The sequence below is a fragment of the Phormidium sp. CCY1219 genome (assembly GCF_035615515.1).
GTDB lineage: Bacteria > Cyanobacteriota > Cyanobacteriia > Cyanobacteriales > Laspinemataceae > CCY1219.
In genome coordinates, this window is sequence record NZ_JAJENT010000636.1 from 1 (window position 1) to 16462 (window position 16462).

The window sequence follows — 16462 nt, forward strand, 5'->3', positions numbered from 1 at the left end:
GGGGCGAATTCCTCCCCATACATAAATGACAGGGGTTTCCATTCGCCCCCCTTACCAACCCCTAATTTTCGATGAACCATCAATCCCCTAGCATTCCCCCAGAACTCACCGACGAATGGATAGAAATTGGTAAAATTGTCGCACCGCAAGGGATGAAAGGCGAGGTGCGGGTTTATCCGTACTCCGACTTTCCCGATCGCTTTCTCCAACCGGGAGAGCGCTGGTTGCTGCATCCCGACAACTCCCAACCAGAACCGGTTCAATTTCTCAGCGGTCGATTTCTGGAAAATAAGGGAATTTATGTGGTGCAAATCGAGGGAATCGGCGATCGCACCCACGCCGAAGCATTGCGCGGTAGTCTGCTTCTCGTGCCCGAAAGCGATCGTCCGCCCCTAGAAGCGGATGAATTTCACGTGCGCGACTTAATTGGATTGGAAGTTTACCACAGCAATACCAAGGAATTTATCGGCACCGTGGTAGACTTTATCCCCGCCGGAAACGATTTACTCGCAGTGCGTCCTCATCCCACAGACAATGGCGGCAACAATGGGAAAAATTCCGGCCAAAAGAACAAAAAACCCCAAGATATTTTAATTCCATTTGTGATGGAAATCGTCCCCCTTGTCGATTTAGAAGTCGGTCGAGTAGAAATTAATCCACCCCCCGGACTGCTCGATATCAATCGCATTTCTTAAGCGCCGCTACCGAGATTTTTTTCCGGGAATTCCGCCCGGATAGAGAAGGGAAATCGACCAGAATGGGGGAATTAAAGAAAGTGACATTTTTTCAGAACCGCCCGATCGCGTCCTTGAGATTTCGCCTCGTACAAGGCGAGATCGGCACTCATAATTAAATCCTTCACCGATTGTTTCGGACGCGGGAGCGTCGCCGCCACCCCCAGACTGAGAGAAACGCAATCCAGAGGAGAAGCAGAATGAGGAATCTGCAACGCTTTAACGTTGTTGCGAATTTCCTGAGCCACTTGCATCGCCCCTTCGGCGGGAGTATTGGGTAAAATCACTGCAAATTCTTCGCCGCCATAACGGGCCACTAAATCTGCCGGTCGTTTCACCGTATTTGCGATCGTCTCCGCCACGTTTTTCAAACAAGTATCTCCCGCTTGATGACCGTAGGTATCGTTATAAAGTTTAAAATAATCCAAATCGCATAAAATCAGTGCCAGAACCGATTGTTCGCGAATCATCCGTCGCCATTCGCGTTCGAGATACGTATCAAAACAGCGACGATTTGCCACATGAGTGAGGCCATCTAAGGACGCCAAACGCTGTAACTCTTCGTTCGCCGCTTCTAACTGTTTAAACAGAGTGGATTGTTGGATCGCGATCGCCAATTGGGTAGACAAGCGATCGAAAACCTCAATGTCAAACGGTTGCCACTGGCGGGTTCCTCGGCACTGATGCGCCACCAGCAGTCCCCATAAGCGATCCTCGTGCAGCAACGGCGCAATAGTTTTTGCCTTCACCCCATAGGGTTGGAGAAACTCGATCAAACACTGGGGAGAATTTTCCCCCTGCAGATCGGCGATCGCCCGCACCTGTCCTTCACAGTAGCGCTGGTAACAACTCGCGGGAAAAATTTCCTCGCCAAAGCTTTGTCCCAGCATGGTGGGCCATCCCGGGACCACAGACTCGGTGACCACACTGCCGGTGCCATCGGGCCAAATGCGATAAATTACCACGCGATCGCAATCGATTAACTGTCTTACCTCAGAAACCGCTGTATTGAGAATCTCATCGAGATTGAGAGATTGACGGATTCGCGCTTGAGTGGCATTCACCAATCGCTGTTGCTGACTTTGCAGGCGCAGTGCCTCCTCAGCTCTGACTCGTTCGGTGATATCCTGAGCCAGAGAGGCCACCGCGATCGCCAGACCCTCCCGATCCACCAACGGCGTATTGTACCACTCGCAAACAATCCGGTTCCCCGCTTTGGTGAGATTCTCGCAAATCGAGCAAGCGCCACCATCTTGACTGAGTAACTCGGTCCAGTGAATTTCTCCATCCTCCGAGGCATTCTCGGGAAACAGCACACTGCGCGATCGCCCGAGAATTTCGCTTTTGCGATAGCCAAACATCGCTTCGGCGGCAGGATTCCATTCCACAATTTCCCCCGCCAGATTGCATTCCACCACCGCTAACGGCGTCTGCTGCAGGTGCAAGGAGAGTTTTTGTTTCGATTGTTGCAGTGCCGCTTCTACTTGGACCCGCGCCGGACTGGCGGTGCTAATCGCGATCGTGCCGATAATTTTGCCCGTGGCATCTTTTATCGCATCCGCCCGCAGGAAAACTTCCAGAATTTCACCCCTGCGAGTTCGCTGAGTCACGGTTGAGATCCAGGAGTGCCCATGCGCCACCCGCTCGAAAATCCGCTCCCCTACCTGCGGATCCACGTAGAGCGCTCCCAAACCCCCCGCCGCATTCAACGCCTCCACGGTGGGATATTCAAATAACTCGGAAAAGGCTTGGTTTTGGTAAATATGCTGACCTTTCGCATCGGCGATCGCGATCGCGTCGGAGGCGCTATCCACCGCCTGCGTCACCCGCAGCAGCGCCTCTTCCCCTTGTTTGCGATCGGTGATATCTCGCAAAATCACTACCACCTCATTCTCGGCACAAGCTACGATCCGCGCTTCGCGATCGCGCCACTTTCCCTCGATTTCTAACTGATATTCCCAGGTCTGTATCTCCCTGGTCTCCAGGGCAGCACGCACGTACTCCATCGCCCGCGCCGCAATCTCCACCGGCCACACCTCATGCAACCACCGTCCCACCGCCACAGGCACGATCGGCATGGCGTTTTCCGGCGCTTCTTTAAATTCTAAAATCATCCCATCCTCGCGCAGGCGCAGCATTAAATCCGGAATTGCATTTAATAATGCCCGGTTTTTCGCTTCACTGGCCCGACAAGCTGATTCGATTTCTTTGCGATGGGTGATGTCTACGCAGGATCCGGCATATCCCAGAAATTCCCCCTCGCTTCCGTAGCGCGGCACCCCCACGTCTAAGATCCAGCGATAGTCTCCCTGTGCGTTTCGCAAGCGATATTCTTGTTCGTACTTCTGTTTGGATTCTAGGGCGACGCGCAAGCTGTGCAAACATTGCGCTCTATCTTCGGGATGCAGACTTTCTACCCACCCCCCATTCAGTGCTTCCTCTGGGGTTTTTCCGGTAAATTCTAACCAGTTTTGATTGAAAAAGTCGATCTGTCCTTTCGCATTGGCGGTCCACAGCATCAAGGGGGCGCTGTTTAATAAAATGCTGGCTCGCGTCTCGGTTTCTGAGGGGGGTTGCTCTTTCTCTACCCGAAATGCGCTCTCTCGTCCCACCACTGCTATTCCTTCTAGGGAACCCTCGGCGTCCAATAAGGGCAATTTTTTCATCTCTAGTGCGGTTTGACCCCCCTGTGAATTCACAAGTTCTAGACACAGGTGGGTGGTGGTTCTCGCCCAGCGGGTGGTTTCATCGGATGCCGCATCCGCTAATAAGGGTTCTCGATATAGGGGATTGTCTTGGGCTAGCTGTTGATTCGTTTTGCCGCAATAGTCGCACGCCGATAGATGGAACAGTTCCAATGCGCGATCGCTCGCCTGAACCCACCGCCCTTGTTTGTCTTTGAGAATCACAAATTCTGAAACTGCCTCCATTAACAGCTTCAGCCAGTTCTCTGGTCGTCTTTCCATTTCTTTTTCGATCTTGCCTGCTAGAAATGCGCGATCGCCCATATTCCCCTTTCCTAGGTCAACATTGGCTTCGCTTTTATTGTCCTGCATTTGCGCCGATGTTGCTTTCTCCCTAGCAATCGCATCTGGCGAATGCACCGTTGCTTCCCATTGCCTCGCCATGATGCCGGCGCTTCTTTCTCCCGATGTTGGATCCATTGACATTTTTGATTTCCCCCCCCTGATTCGCTGACTTTAACTCAGAGTCTTTATTAATCTTTACATTTCACCCAGGTTCGAGTCTCGCTTAACCGTCGGTTTTGCTGGGAGTTCCGCTCAACTCGGGTCTTTTTTTATTATAAAATTCCCGGAATTAATTAGCTGAAACCCTTGTTAAATAAAATATTTGCAGCGTTAATTTCATGCATTAACACAACAATTATTTTTTTGTGATGAAATTCAACAAAATTTAATATTTGGGGCGCGGGTCCTATTTGGGGTACGGTTTCAGGATCCCCTTGTAACCCATTATGGGTTATTTGGTTTCGCAATAACTCGTTCCCACTGGGAAACCACCGATTTAGGTGAGGGGAAGCAACATCTCGAATTCAGTGCCGATATCTGGGGGCAATTCCTCGGGATGGGTGGTTTGCGATCGCAGATAAAATTCTCCCCCATGTCGGGCAGTCACGATCCAATAACTGACCCCCAAACTGGTTTCTTTCTCCCCCCGTCTTTCGGTGGAAAAAGAGGTTAAAATTTCTTCGTATTTTTGCGGCGAAAGTGCCGTACCATTGTGGGCAATTTTAATCGATACCCAGCGCGAATCTGGTGCCCCGGGAGCGATGGCCGATTTTGAAACTAATTGCGTGGCGATTTCTATGCGCGACTTCGGCGGTAAGTTTGGCGGCGCGGGTCGCAATCCGGCATCTCTAAATTCCCCTGCCAGCTTTTGATTCACCGCGCGATCGATTAACCCATCAATGCACTGACTCAAGATATTCATAAACACCTGATTCAGTTGACTGGCATAGCATAAAATCGGCGGCAAATTTCCGTAGTGCGTTACTACCTCGATTTCGCTACCCAGCCGACTTTTGAGCAGCAACAAGACGCTATCAATACAGGCATGCAGGTCGGCAGGTTTGGGATAAACGTCATCAATGTGGCAGAAGTTTTGCAAGCTGGTTGCCAGTTTTTTTAATCGTTCGGAACCATTTTTGATGCTATCTAGGGTTTGCGGCAAGTCTTGTTTGACGAAATCTAACTCGATTTCTTGTTGAATTTCTTCTATATGTTCGGGTGGATTCGGCACCAGTTTTTCATAGGCATCCACTAATTCCATCAATGCCGATGCGTAGTCAGATACGTAGGTTAAATTTCCCCAAATAAATCCTACCGGATCGAGAATCTCGTGCGCCACACCATCCACTAAGCGTCCCAAACTGGCCATTTTTTCATGTTGAATCATTTGAGACTGAATTTGCTCGAAGCGCAATTGGGTTTCGATGCCGCGAATTTGCCAATAGGCAATATTTAATTCGTGGATGTTGAGCAGTTGATAGTCGTCGGGGGATTTTTGTACCACAATCGGTTCGCCTAATAATTCCGGCGATCGCCGCAATGCTTGCCTTGCCGCTTGCACGATCGGGGTATGGTCCGGGAGTAGCAAAATCTCGGTGCGCGCGTAACTGTAAAGCATCTGGATTGGGGCGTTTAAAAATAGCTCCATCGCGCGCGGGCGAATCAGATATTCTAGCAATCGCTGCCGCGATACCATTCCCATAAACTCCCCGTTTTCCAGTAAAATTACTCCCGGCAGTAAGGGATATTTTTCAAAAATGCGGACAATGCGATCGCAGGGTTTGCTAATCTCGACTTGAAACTGAAATAACGGTAATTCTCCGAGGGTGGACTCTATCCGCAAATCGCGATTGCTGCCCTCGAAAAAGATGGGGGGAGATAATTGAAACTCAGATTTCTTAGCCACTATCGAGCATTTTTGTCGGCGGGTTCCGACGTTTAGACTTCACGAGACACAGACTCGATGCGTCCCTTGCCTAGCTTACCATTTCTATCGGCATTTATCCCAGTGGGAATTGATAGAAAAAATCTGTCTGTGGGTAGATAAGCGCCAGGTAGTGAATGGAGTACAAATTTTAATCAAAAGCGGTCTATCGATTCACTCGAACAAAGCGCTTTGCTGGAAGCTCCCAGAGGCGATCGCCTCTCAATTTCATACCGGAACCTCCAGCATTTCCGGTCATTGCAACCCTTCAATTTGCCTTTGCGGTTCCCCCGGATCTACGGGTTCTGGATCCAAATCGCCGATTCGATTCAGGGGCCAGAAACGAATCACCGCTCGACCGATAATATTTTCCCGAGGGACAAACCCCCAATAATGGCTATCATAGCTGTTATTGCGGTTATCTCCCAACACCAAATATTGCCCTTCCGGAACCGTCACCGGACCGTAGTGGTAGCTTGGTTTTTCGTCGAGATACTGCTCGCGCAACGGCGTCCCGTTGATGTACACCGTTCCGCCTTTCACTTCTACGGTTTCCCCGGGAAGACCGATGGTGCGCTTGATAAAAGCATCCTTAAAATTTTGTTTTAAGGCATCCGTGGGAGAAAAGACCACGATATCGCCCCGTTGCGGGTCGCTAAAGCGATACATTAGCTTATCCACGATCAGGCGATCGTTGATTTGCAGGGTAGGCAGCATCGATCCGGAGGGAATGTAACGCGCTTCGGCGACGAAATGCCGAATTCCCATCGCTAAAATAGCACTCAACCCAATGGTTTTGAGTGCTTCAACCCAGGGATTTTCTTGACGCTGCTGCTGACGTTCTCCATCCGTTAAGCGGGAATTGGAATCTGACAAGGGTTCCTGTGCGCGACTCATGGATATAAATTCTGTTGCGAAAGGGTCACTTAATTTTTCACAAAATCTTTGCTTGAGAAGGAAATTATTTCCCCCACGAAGGGTATTCGATCCTGTGGTTTTATTTTACTCTTGCTTGCGGTTGGTGTCAGCCTGTGCCTTCCCAACGTGACTTCCTCCTGCTCTCAATTTTTTGTGCCCAAATCAATTGTGTTTATCTTTCTATTTTAAAATGTCAGCGAGGGTTTTGGCAACTTTTGCCCCACCCTCACCGCTTAAAAATTGCCCGAGGCGATATTTTATATTCGGACCGAGCAATTTTTCAATCCACAACGAGGTGCTATGAGTAAACGCGATACGCTACTAATCCGACAGGCTCGAATCCTGCAACCGGAGGGCGAATTTATCTCCGGCGATGTACTGGTGCAAGGGGGCAAAATCCGGGAAATCTCCCCGGACATCTCTGCAGGGGCTACAGACGCAGACATCGCCGTTATCGACGCAACGGGGTTGACCTTGTTGCCGGGAGTCATCGACCCGCAGGTTCATTTTCGCGAACCGGGACTGGAATACAAAGAAGATTTATTTACCGCCTCCTGCGCCTGTGCTAAGGGGGGGGTGACGTCTTTCTTGGAAATGCCCAATACGCGACCCCTGACCACCACTCAAGCGGCGCTTGACGATAAGCTGCAACGGGCCGCGCAGAAGTGTTTGGTTAATTATGGCTTTTTTATTGGCGCAACGGCAGAGGTTTTGCCAGATTTGTTGAGTGCCAACCCCACCCCGGGCATTAAAATTTTTATGGGGTCGATGAAAGGGGATTTGCTGGTCAGCGAGGAAGAGTTTCTCGATCGCATTTTTGCCCAAGGCGATCGCCTGATTGCCGTTCACGCAGAAGACCAATCCCGGATCCAACAGCGTCGCGAGCAGTTTGCCGGTCAGACGGATCCGGCGGTACATTCCCAAATTCAAGATAACCAAGTGGCGCTATTGGCCACTCAGCTTGCTTTGAAGCTGTCTCGTAAATATCAGCGTCGCCTGCATATTCTGCATCTGTCTACTGGGGATGAGGCGGAACTGTTGCGCCAGAGTAAACCCAGTTGGGTGACGGCGGAGGTGACGCCGCAACATCTGCTGCTTAATACCAGTGCCTATGAGACAATCGGCACCAAAGCGCAGATGAACCCGCCCCTGCGATCGCCTCGGGATAACGAAATTCTGTGGAAAGCGCTTCTCGATGGGGTTATCGATTTTATCGCCACGGACCACGCCCCCCATACCTTAGAAGAAAAAGGGCGCAGCTATCCCAACACCCCCTCGGGCATGCCCGGAGTGGAAACCTCCCTCCCCCTGATGCTGACTCAAGCCATGCAGGGACGCTGTACCGTAGCCCAGGTGGTCAATTGGATGTCTACTGCGGTGGCGAAGGCTTATAAAATTCCCGACAAAGGGCTGATTGTCCCCGGGTATGATGCGGATTTGATCCTGGTGGATTTGAATGAATCCCGCCCGGTGCGGCGCGAAGAGTTGCAAACCAAATGCGGCTGGAGTCCTTTCGAGGGTTGGACGCTAACCGGATGGCCTGTGGTTACAATTGTAGGCGGTCAAGTGGCCTACGAACGCGGCAGGCTCCATACGGAGGTGCGCGGTAAAGCCTTGACCTTCGATAAGCCGTAGACGGACAAATTACCGCTCAATTGTCCAGGTTACTCTGTGCCCCGATCGCCTACAGTTGGCAATCCGCAATATTTTTTCCCAGAGAAAGTATTGACAAAGTAGAAAAAGTGTGGTAATTGAGCCAGAAGCTTAGGGATGCAGGGCGATCGCATCCAACTCGAATTCCCCCACGGGGACGAGATGAGCTTCGCGATGCTCCTGACGATGAGTCAGAGAGACTTGCAAATAGGAATCGGGGTGGTAAGGGAGGCGTTGCGCCCATTCAATAGCCACAATACCCGGTTCCACTTCCATTCCTTCCCAGAACAGTTCTGGATTCAACCCCGGCACTTCATGGGGCTGCAAGCGATAGAGGTCCAGGTGATAGAGGGGGATGCGGCCCTCGTGGTATTCCACAATCAGAGTAAACGTGGGACTGACGATCGCCTCGGGGATAGCCAACCCTTCACCCAAGCCTTGAACCAGGGTAGTTTTCCCCGCACCCAAATCTCCTGAGAGCAACAGAATGCTACCCGGGGAGCAAAGTTGACCCAAACGAACGCCGAGCGATCGCGTTGCTGCAGCATTGGGGAGAGAAAGGGTAAATCCAGTCATCAGCAAATAGGAAAAAGGGGAATCGAGACCAAATTAATTGTGACGGCGCTTGAGAGCGCGGCGGACATTTTGATTATTTTTAAGCTGAACGCGAGCGTACCAGCGCAGGAGAACGCGAGCCAATTGGTAGCAATCATGGCGCAAGTACCCGGTGTGTTCGTCTTCATGCATGATATTGGCAAAGACCACCTCGCGGCCCAAATTTTGAGTCGCCTCGCGATCGACAAAGACCGGATGAGAGTTATCTTGAGCGTAGCGGATCAGGGCTTGAGCCGAAGGAACCTGACGTTGGACCAGGACCGCATCGAACAGACGATCGCCGCAGGCGCGATCGATAGCGCGGATATGGTCAGCCACCGTATAGCCATCAGTTTCCCCCGGTTGGGTCATAATATTGCAGACATAGATTTTCGGTACGGGACTTTGAGCGATCGCCCGCCTAATTTCCGGCACCAACAGATTGGGAATCACGCTGGTATAGAGACTGCCCGGACCTAAAATCACGAAATCCGCCTCTTTAATCGCCTGAATCGCCTTAGGTAGGGGGGGTGGCGAAGCCGGCGTGCAACCGATTTTGACAATTTTGCCCTTCGCCTCAGTAATGCTCGACTCCCCGTGGATGCGGCGACCATCCGCCAACTGCGCCCAGAGATTGACATCGCACAGAGTCGAAGGCAAAACCTGACCGCGTACCGCCAGGACCTTAGAACTTGCCGCGATCGCCTGTTCCAAATCCCCACTAATATCGCTCATTGCCGTCAGAAACAGATTGCCAAAACTGTGGCCCTTCAGGCCATTGCCCGCCTTAAACCGATATTGGAACAACTCCGTTAATAATTTTTCCTCATCCGCCAACGCCGCCAAACAGTTGCGAATATCCCCCGGAGGTAACACCCCATTTTCCCGGCGCAGTCGCCCCGAAGACCCGCCATCATCAGCCACCGTGACAATCGCCGTAATATTGGCGCTATAAGGTTTCAGACCGCGCAGCAGGGTAGAAAGACCCGTTCCGCCACCGATCGCCACAATTTTCGGACCGCGATTCAACTTGCGGTGATGGAGCAGCACATCGATTAACTTTTCCTCCGCACCCGGTCGCAGGACCTGGGTAATCGAGCCAACCGTGCGGGTTTGGCCCCAGAGAATGAAGAAAATGCCCACCAGCAGAACCAGAGGCCCGCTGATATAGTTCGGCATAATCGTGGTAATTTTAGCCAGCGCCTTCTCGATAAACTGAAGCACGAAAAAAATGGGCGTCAGCTTGATCCAAATCGCCAAACCGAGCAGCGTCAGCAGTACGCCACAGGCACTGATGAGCAGCCAGCGCTTGACGAATAAGCCAGGCGAGAGCCATTTAAACCACTGATTGAAGCGACTCGCGCGGCTAGAGCGCGAAATCGGCTTGAGAACATCTAAAGCTTGTTTGAGTAAACCAATTGTCATGGCTGAGCTTGTGTATTGGGGGATAAAATGCTTAACACCTATTCGGGACAGGTTGTCGGTGTTGATTCTAATCCGCTACAGGGGGTTCCGAGGGAAATGGAACGACGCGAGGGTATTCCTGGCCACGCTCCATCGGTGAGAATTTTAGGAGAATTTGCTTACCACGATATCGGGTAACGGCATGATGGAGTTTGAAAGTGTGCGGGTGGTCAGGGAGTGTACAATAAAGGGCTTCGGACATCGGGAGCAAGGAGAAGCTTCCCCCAGCGGTTGGGAATGGATTCACGAGATAAGAAGAGATTTCCCCAAGCGCGGAGAGAATCTTCATCCCTGGCAACCTAGGCGTAGGATAGAGTAGGATCGACCCAGACTCAAGTCATCCGGAGCAATATCGCCGGGAGAGTTGAGCGGGGGGGTGCCGGGAAATAAAACCGCGCGATCGCTGCAGGCGTCGGCTGGAATGGAGCGGATCCAACGCCGAGGTAGCCCTCTATACTAGAGCATGAGCGTCCACTCAGGAGTCTGAAAACCAGATTATATGACCGAGCCGTTAATCGAACTCCAGGGAATTTGCAAATCCTTTGGGGGAAAGACAATTTTGGATGGTGTGGATTTAAGCATCTACCATAACGAGGCTGTGTCGATTATCGGGCCGTCGGGAACCGGAAAATCGACGATTCTGCGGATTATTGCCGGGTTGCTAACCCCAGATGCGGGGGAAGTTTACGTAGAAGGGCAGCGCCGGGAACGCTGGATGGACGATTTAGCCGACCCTTTGGGAATTGGGATGGTGTTTCAGAATGCCGCCTTGTTTGACTCGTTAAACGTGGAGGAAAATATCGGCTTTTTTTTGTACCAACACTCGAAACTGCCGCGCAAACGGATTCGACAGTTAGTCAACGAGAAGCTGGAAATGGTGGGATTGCCCGGAATTGGCAACAAATTCCCCGCCGAGCTGTCAGGGGGAATGCGCAAGCGGGTCAGTTTTGCCCGGGCGATTATGGCCAATCCAGAGGATCCGAAAGCCACGCCGGAAGTCTTGCTTTATGATGAACCCACGGCAGGGTTAGATCCGATCGCCTCTACGGTGATTGAAGATTTAATCCGCGACTTGCAAGCGGCGAAAGGAGGCTGTAGCACCTACGTAATGGTGACTCACCAAGACAGCACCATCCGCCGTACCTCCGATCGCATCATTTTTTTATATGACGGGAAGGTGCAGTGGGAAGGCAAGGTTGAGCAAATCGATCGCACGGAACATCCAATGGTTCGACAGTTTTTTAGTGGTGCAGTCACAGGACCGATCCAGGTGGTGGGGTAAGCGATCGGTTGCGATCGCGCGGTGAGGGGGGAATGGAAACGCGATCGGTCCCCACTCGGGGCACTAACAACAGAGGCGAGACAGGAGAAAGGAATTCGGAGGGTTGAAGCATTATGCCATCGTCGCGCAGGTTTAGAGAAGGCTCAGTGGGGTTGTTGATTTTGGTGGGTCTGGGGCTATTTGGAGCTACGGTTTTATGGCTCAGAGGTGTGGGACTGGGGAAAGACAGCTACAAAATCGTAGCGGAGTTTCCCAGTGTCGCCGGGATGCAAGTCGGGGCACCGGTGCGCTATCGGGGGGTCAAGGTGGGTCGGATTACCACCATTACCCCGGGGACGAATGGGGTAGATGTGGAAATCGTTATCTCCCCGGCGGATTTGGTGATTCCGAATCAGGTATTGATTGAAGCGAATCAAGGGGGGTTAATTGGGGAAACTTCCATCGATATTACTCCCCTGCAACCGTTACCCCCCCAGGCGATCAATGCTGCCGATCCTTTGGCGCGCAATTGCAATACGGATGTGGTGATTTGCAATCGCGAGCGCCTGCAAGGTCGGATTGGGGTGAATTTTGACGAGTTGATTCGCGGTTCGATTCGGTTTACGAATTTGTTTTCGGATCCGACTTTTTTTAATAATTTGAATGCTTTGGTGAAAAATACCACCGTCGCCAGTGCGGAGATTACGCAACTGACGCGCGAAATCAATCAGTTGACCCAATCGGTGGAAAGGGAATTGGGGATTTTCTCGAATGCGGCGGTGGAATCGGCGAGTGCGTTGCAGAATGCGGCGGGTCAAATTGGGGCGACGGCAAATCAATTTGGCGCGATCGCCCGGGAAGTGGGGGCGACGACGAATCAATTTGGCACGATCGCAGGGGATATCCGGGCTACGGCGAATCAAATCTCGGCTACGGCGAATCAAGTGGGAATGGTGGCGAATGAATATGGCGCGATCGCCCAGGATTTCTCCGCTACGGCCAATGAAATCTCGGCCACGGCGAATCAAATCGGCCAAACCGCTGGGGACTATGGCGCGATCGCTGACGAACTCGGAAGCGCGGCGACTCAAGTGGCCGGTACGGTGGATCGCCTCGGCGGTACGGTGGAGGGGTTCAGCGATACCGCCAACGAACTCAACCTCACCGCCCAAAATGTGCGAACTCTGGTGTCTGATGTCAGCGCTCTGGTGGATACCAATCGCGACAGTTTGGTGACCACTCTGGAGAATATCAACCAAACCAGCGAACAGTTGCGCTTTAGTGCTGAAAGCATTTCGCCGTTAATCTCTCAAGTTGAGCAAGAACTCAATCAAATTGAAAATTCCGCCTTGTTCGACAATCTCGAAACCCTGTCGGTGAATGCCTCGCAACTGGCCCAGAATGCGGCGATCGCGTCGGAAAATTTGGCTCAATTTACTACCGAGGTAACGACGCCGACGAATTTAGTCTTGCTGCAACAAACCTTGGATTCGGCCCGCGCTACGTTCCAAAATGCCCAAAAAATTACCTCGGATTTGGAGCAGTTTACCGGAGATCCGGCTCTGCGCGAAACCATTGAATTGATTATTGAAATTCTCGGCGAGTTGCTTTCTTCTACGGAAGAACTAGAACGACAAACTCAGATGGCGATCGCTCTCGATCCGCTCACCGATGCGGTCAATCAAGTGTCTGATGTGCCGGTCCGGACCCAGGGGCGCGAGGAGCCTTCTTTCGATTCGCCTAACTCAGAAGCGAGATAATACCCCACCCACTCGGAGGGCATCTCGTCGCCACTGCACGCTCTAGGTGTGACATCGAACATAAAAAATTGAGAATTAACAATTCACAATTTTGTTAATTCTCAATTCTCGAGTCTTAATTGGCTGAGCGATCGCCACGAACTTGCCTCGGGAGTCGCGCATTCGGGAGGTTTTTGGATTTCCCCCCCTCTGCTGTTTTGTTACCCCCAAGTTGCGCTCGCCGAGGGAGTTAGCCGCGCGATCGGGCGTTCCTCCCTGGATGTGACTGGTGACCTACTCCCGTCGGTGGGTAGCTGGTGAGCGCCCCACTGCGCGATCGCACCGGGGAATCTCGCCGGAAGATTATTCTTCCATGTCTTCTTGCTTTTAAAACTCTTCGTCCTCTTCCTCGCTAGCTCCGTTTTGGGATTCAGCTTCACTACCCACCTGGATCAGATGAATGTGTTTGTAGCCCAGTTTAATTTCAAACTCATCCCCGGGCTTTAATCCCATTTCCTGAGTGTAAGTTGAACCAATGACAATTTGTCCGTTTTTGTGGACGCTCACCCGATAGGTGGCTTCGCGCCCTCGACCGTCTTTTTTCCCATCTGGACTCAAGGGAACTCCGCGAGCTGCCAGTAGGGCATTATAAAAACCGGTCAGGTTTACCCGAATCTGGTTGTTTTTTGTTTCGGTGTAGTATCCACATTGCTTCGCTGTTTCTCTCCGAGGTAAGTGTGAGAGTTCTTTTACTTTTTGAAGCAGTGCTTTTCCTGTAAGGGGGGCTGTGGCAATTTCACTCATCGCTTTACCGATTATCCTTCTATCTCTAAGCTGGTTATTTTAGCCTCAAGTCTATTTTCGGCTTAATAAAAATATATCCTTAAACCACTGGGTTTTGACAAGTCTTTTCTAAAATTTAAACGGTCTGTCCATGCTTGTTAATTCCCCCCAAAGCACTTCTGGGGTGCGATTCGCGGGTTTTTTTAGGGGAAATCTTGGCCGAAAGGGCATGCTTTCCCCTCCGCAATAGCGGGCAAAATGGCACCGCTTTCACTCTTGCTTCCCTCTCAAACGGGTGTCCGGTGGGATGCGGTTTGTCTGCGGCCATCCTTTGATTGAATGGGTTTTTCGGGTAAATTTACCCGGTTCAGTGGGTAAAATATGGCAGCATCTCATACTATACCTCGGAACGGGTATCGGGCAACTTCCCAACAGTAAGAAAAACGCCGTTTTCTCGAAATTTGTAGATTGATTGCAATCAATCAAGGGTAAAAAAGGCCGCCGCCCGATCGCATGCACCGGGGAACCAGTGCGATCGCGCGGCGGCAAAATTAGTCGGGGGTTTTGGAGAACAAGGCTTGCAATTGCTTGAGCGATCGATAAATTTCCGGAAGGCGATTGTAAATTGCCACGGTTTTCAACCACAGTTTATTCGGAATCGCCGGATATCCGGAGACAATGGCTCCTGGGGCAACATCCCTATGAATTCCGGATTTTGCTGAGGCGATCGCGCCGGATCCAATCTTCACTTGATTGGCAACCCCTACTTGACCGGCCAAAATCACGTTATCCCCTAATATCACTCCCCCCGCCAATGCCACCTGCGCCGCTAAGGCACAGTTTTTGCCAATTTTACACCCATGCCCCACTTGCACTAAATTGTCAATTTTCGTATTCTCCCCAATCCGGGTTTCTCCTACCGCAGGTCGGTCAATGGTGCTATTTCCGCCAATCTCTACCCCATCTTCCAATACCACATAGCCGGATTGCTCCATCTTCACCCACCCCGTGGCTGATGGCACAAACCCAAACCCTTCGCCGCCAATGACGACGCCACTGTGAATCACGCAGTTGGCTCCGATGCGGGTGCGCTCTTGTATCGTGCAGTTACCGTGCAAGACGCTATTTTCGCCAATCTCTACCTCGGGGTAAATCACTACATTCGGATGAATGCAGACCCGATTGCCAATTTTTACCCCCGCTTCGATCGCCACATGAGCGCCGATCGCCACATTTTCCCCAATCTCTGCCTCGGGATGCACGATCGCACTCGGATGAATCTGTGGCGATAATCGAAAGGGTTGATAAAATATCGCGATCGCCTGGGCAAATAACAATCTCGGTTCCTCGCTGGCAATCCAGGCAATTCCCCTTTCCTTCGCCCGCGCAATGATGCTTTCGTCGTTTGGCAAAATTAACGCACTCGCCTGGGTTGTCTCTAGGCGATCGGCAAATTTCTTTCCCTCGATATAACTGACGGTTCCTGGGGTCGCTTCATCTATCCCCGCTACCCCCCTAATCTCTAAATCCGGGGCTAACTCGCCGCCAATCTCCCCCTCGCCCAGTTTTTCTATCAGTACGCTAAATTTCATCGGTGCTGTACTCTCAACACTTCCCTCAATCATCACCCTTATAACTGACGCAATGGCCCGTTCACTCCGTTGGAGATAGATTGCCTAGGACCTACCCATCGGTGGGTTGCGTCAGTCCTGAAACAGACAAAAAAACAAAGTCTGCTTTCTGCAGACTCCGCCAAGGTTACTTTTTTCTCCCAACCCGGGCGATCGCGCCCGGAATTTTTCCCGCGATCGCCGCGATCTGTGTTCTTTACCCTACCACTGTTTCGGCGATCGCAAAACTCCATAAAAAGAAAGTCGCGACCTAGCAATCCTACCAGTCGCGCCTTCACAGACTTTCGCCCGCCAACGCGGGCGACGCCCAAATCAATACCAGATTCGCGATAATTCTACGATTGATTCACCGAGGTTGCTTGCACATCCACTGTGGCATTCTTCTCGCTACTACCCTCGGTGACGGGACTCGCCGCTTCCTCCACGGTTTCTCCCTGGCGCGTCTTGAAATACCCCACCATCATCTGAGACAACTCTGCTACCAATAGCGTCACCAATGCCACATCATCCACTTGACCGATAATCGGTAAGAAGTCTGGCGCAATATCAAATGGCATGAACAAATAGGCAATTGTCCCTAAAATAATCCACCAGCGATATTTCGGATTGCGAAGCGTATTCCGATACCAATTGTACATTGATTGAATTGAGTAGCTCATGATGATAACCTCCGATACGTTTGGAAACCCCCGTGCTTTAGCCGGGGGAGGAAAAACGAACGTGCGGCTTTAG

The 16462-nt window shown here is 51.5% G+C and carries 12 protein-coding genes; 4 read left to right on the plus strand and 8 right to left on the minus strand.

Going from position 1 to position 16462, the window contains the following annotated elements; genetic code table 11:
- The first annotated feature begins 71 nt into the window (after positions 1-71).
- Positions 72-695 (plus strand): ribosome maturation factor RimM, encoded by a 624-nt coding sequence (gene rimM, locus LKK83_RS18205; protein WP_324632690.1) that lies wholly within the window; start codon positions 72-74, stop codon positions 693-695.
- 71 nt (positions 696-766) lie between these two features.
- Here the strand turns inward: rimM and LKK83_RS18210 are convergent, their stop codons facing one another.
- The 3 genes from LKK83_RS18210 to lepB all read right to left on the minus strand — a co-directional run bounded on the left by LKK83_RS18210 (position 767) and on the right by lepB (position 6584).
- A complete protein-coding gene (locus LKK83_RS18210) occupies positions 767-3904 on the minus strand; it encodes a PAS domain S-box protein (RefSeq protein WP_324632691.1) in 3138 nt (1045 codons plus the stop codon).
- Positions 3905-4259: 355 nt separating this feature from the next.
- On the minus strand, positions 4260-5669 hold the full coding sequence (locus LKK83_RS18215; RefSeq protein ID WP_324632692.1) for a sensor histidine kinase: 1410 nt from the start codon (positions 5667-5669) through the stop codon (positions 4260-4262).
- A gap of 273 nt (positions 5670-5942) precedes the next feature.
- Positions 5943-6584 (minus strand): signal peptidase I, encoded by a 642-nt coding sequence (gene lepB, locus LKK83_RS18220; RefSeq protein ID WP_324632693.1) that lies wholly within the window; start codon positions 6582-6584, stop codon positions 5943-5945.
- Positions 6585-6905: 321 nt separating this feature from the next.
- Here lepB and LKK83_RS18225 point away from each other — a divergent pair, with 321 nt between their 5' ends.
- A complete protein-coding gene (locus LKK83_RS18225) occupies positions 6906-8240 on the plus strand; it encodes a dihydroorotase (protein ID WP_324632694.1) in 1335 nt (444 codons plus the stop codon).
- Between the two features lie 129 nt (positions 8241-8369).
- Here the strand turns inward: LKK83_RS18225 and tsaE are convergent, their stop codons facing one another.
- Complete coding sequence (gene tsaE, locus LKK83_RS18230) at positions 8370-8834, minus strand: tRNA (adenosine(37)-N6)-threonylcarbamoyltransferase complex ATPase subunit type 1 TsaE (RefSeq protein ID WP_324632695.1); 465 nt, start codon at positions 8832-8834, stop codon at positions 8370-8372.
- A gap of 33 nt (positions 8835-8867) precedes the next feature.
- The gene (locus tag LKK83_RS18235) at positions 8868-10277 is read right to left on the minus strand and encodes a gluconeogenesis factor YvcK family protein (protein ID WP_324632696.1); all 1410 of its coding nucleotides are present in this window, start codon (positions 10275-10277) and stop codon (positions 8868-8870) included.
- A 538-nt stretch (positions 10278-10815) separates the two neighbouring features.
- On the opposite strand from LKK83_RS18235, the gene LKK83_RS18240 reads away from it, so the two are divergent.
- Positions 10816-11598, plus strand: a complete 783-nt coding sequence (locus LKK83_RS18240; RefSeq protein ID WP_324632697.1) for an ABC transporter ATP-binding protein — start codon at positions 10816-10818, stop codon at positions 11596-11598.
- 113 nt (positions 11599-11711) lie between these two features.
- The gene (locus LKK83_RS18245; RefSeq protein WP_324632698.1) at positions 11712-13337 is read left to right on the plus strand and encodes an MlaD family protein; all 1626 of its coding nucleotides are present in this window, start codon (positions 11712-11714) and stop codon (positions 13335-13337) included.
- 366 nt (positions 13338-13703) lie between these two features.
- Here LKK83_RS18245 and LKK83_RS18250 read toward each other — a convergent pair whose 3' ends face one another.
- The 3 genes from LKK83_RS18250 to LKK83_RS18260 form a co-directional block, all read right to left on the minus strand.
- On the minus strand, positions 13704-14120 hold the full coding sequence (locus LKK83_RS18250) for an AbrB family transcriptional regulator (protein ID WP_324632699.1): 417 nt from the start codon (positions 14118-14120) through the stop codon (positions 13704-13706).
- Positions 14121-14650: 530 nt separating this feature from the next.
- The gene (gene lpxD, locus LKK83_RS18255; RefSeq protein ID WP_324632700.1) at positions 14651-15691 is read right to left on the minus strand and encodes a UDP-3-O-(3-hydroxymyristoyl)glucosamine N-acyltransferase; all 1041 of its coding nucleotides are present in this window, start codon (positions 15689-15691) and stop codon (positions 14651-14653) included.
- 374 nt (positions 15692-16065) lie between these two features.
- Complete coding sequence (locus LKK83_RS18260) at positions 16066-16389, minus strand: YkvA family protein (RefSeq protein ID WP_324632701.1); 324 nt, start codon at positions 16387-16389, stop codon at positions 16066-16068.
- Positions 16390-16462: the final 73 nt, after the last annotated feature.

What these genes read in the sequence shown, in the direction of transcription:
- tsaE (WP_324632695.1), bottom strand. Translation starts at nt 8,834, where the DNA reads ATGACTGGATTTACCCTTTCTCTCCCCAATGCTGCAGCAACGCGATCG.
- LKK83_RS18235 (WP_324632696.1), bottom strand. Translation starts at nt 10,277, where the DNA reads ATGACAATTGGTTTACTCAAACAAGCTTTAGATGTTCTCAAGCCGATT.
- rimM (WP_324632690.1), top strand. Translation starts at nt 72, where the DNA reads ATGAACCATCAATCCCCTAGCATTCCCCCAGAACTCACCGACGAATGG.
- lpxD (WP_324632700.1), bottom strand. Translation starts at nt 15,691, where the DNA reads ATGAAATTTAGCGTACTGATAGAAAAACTGGGCGAGGGGGAGATTGGC.
- lepB (WP_324632693.1), bottom strand. Translation starts at nt 6,584, where the DNA reads ATGAGTCGCGCACAGGAACCCTTGTCAGATTCCAATTCCCGCTTAACG.
- LKK83_RS18250 (WP_324632699.1), bottom strand. Translation starts at nt 14,120, where the DNA reads ATGAGTGAAATTGCCACAGCCCCCCTTACAGGAAAAGCACTGCTTCAA.
- LKK83_RS18240 (WP_324632697.1), top strand. Translation starts at nt 10,816, where the DNA reads ATGACCGAGCCGTTAATCGAACTCCAGGGAATTTGCAAATCCTTTGGG.
- LKK83_RS18245 (WP_324632698.1), top strand. Translation starts at nt 11,712, where the DNA reads ATGCCATCGTCGCGCAGGTTTAGAGAAGGCTCAGTGGGGTTGTTGATT.
- LKK83_RS18210 (WP_324632691.1), bottom strand. Translation starts at nt 3,904, where the DNA reads ATGTCAATGGATCCAACATCGGGAGAAAGAAGCGCCGGCATCATGGCG.
- LKK83_RS18260 (WP_324632701.1), bottom strand. Translation starts at nt 16,389, where the DNA reads ATGAGCTACTCAATTCAATCAATGTACAATTGGTATCGGAATACGCTT.
- LKK83_RS18225 (WP_324632694.1), top strand. Translation starts at nt 6,906, where the DNA reads ATGAGTAAACGCGATACGCTACTAATCCGACAGGCTCGAATCCTGCAA.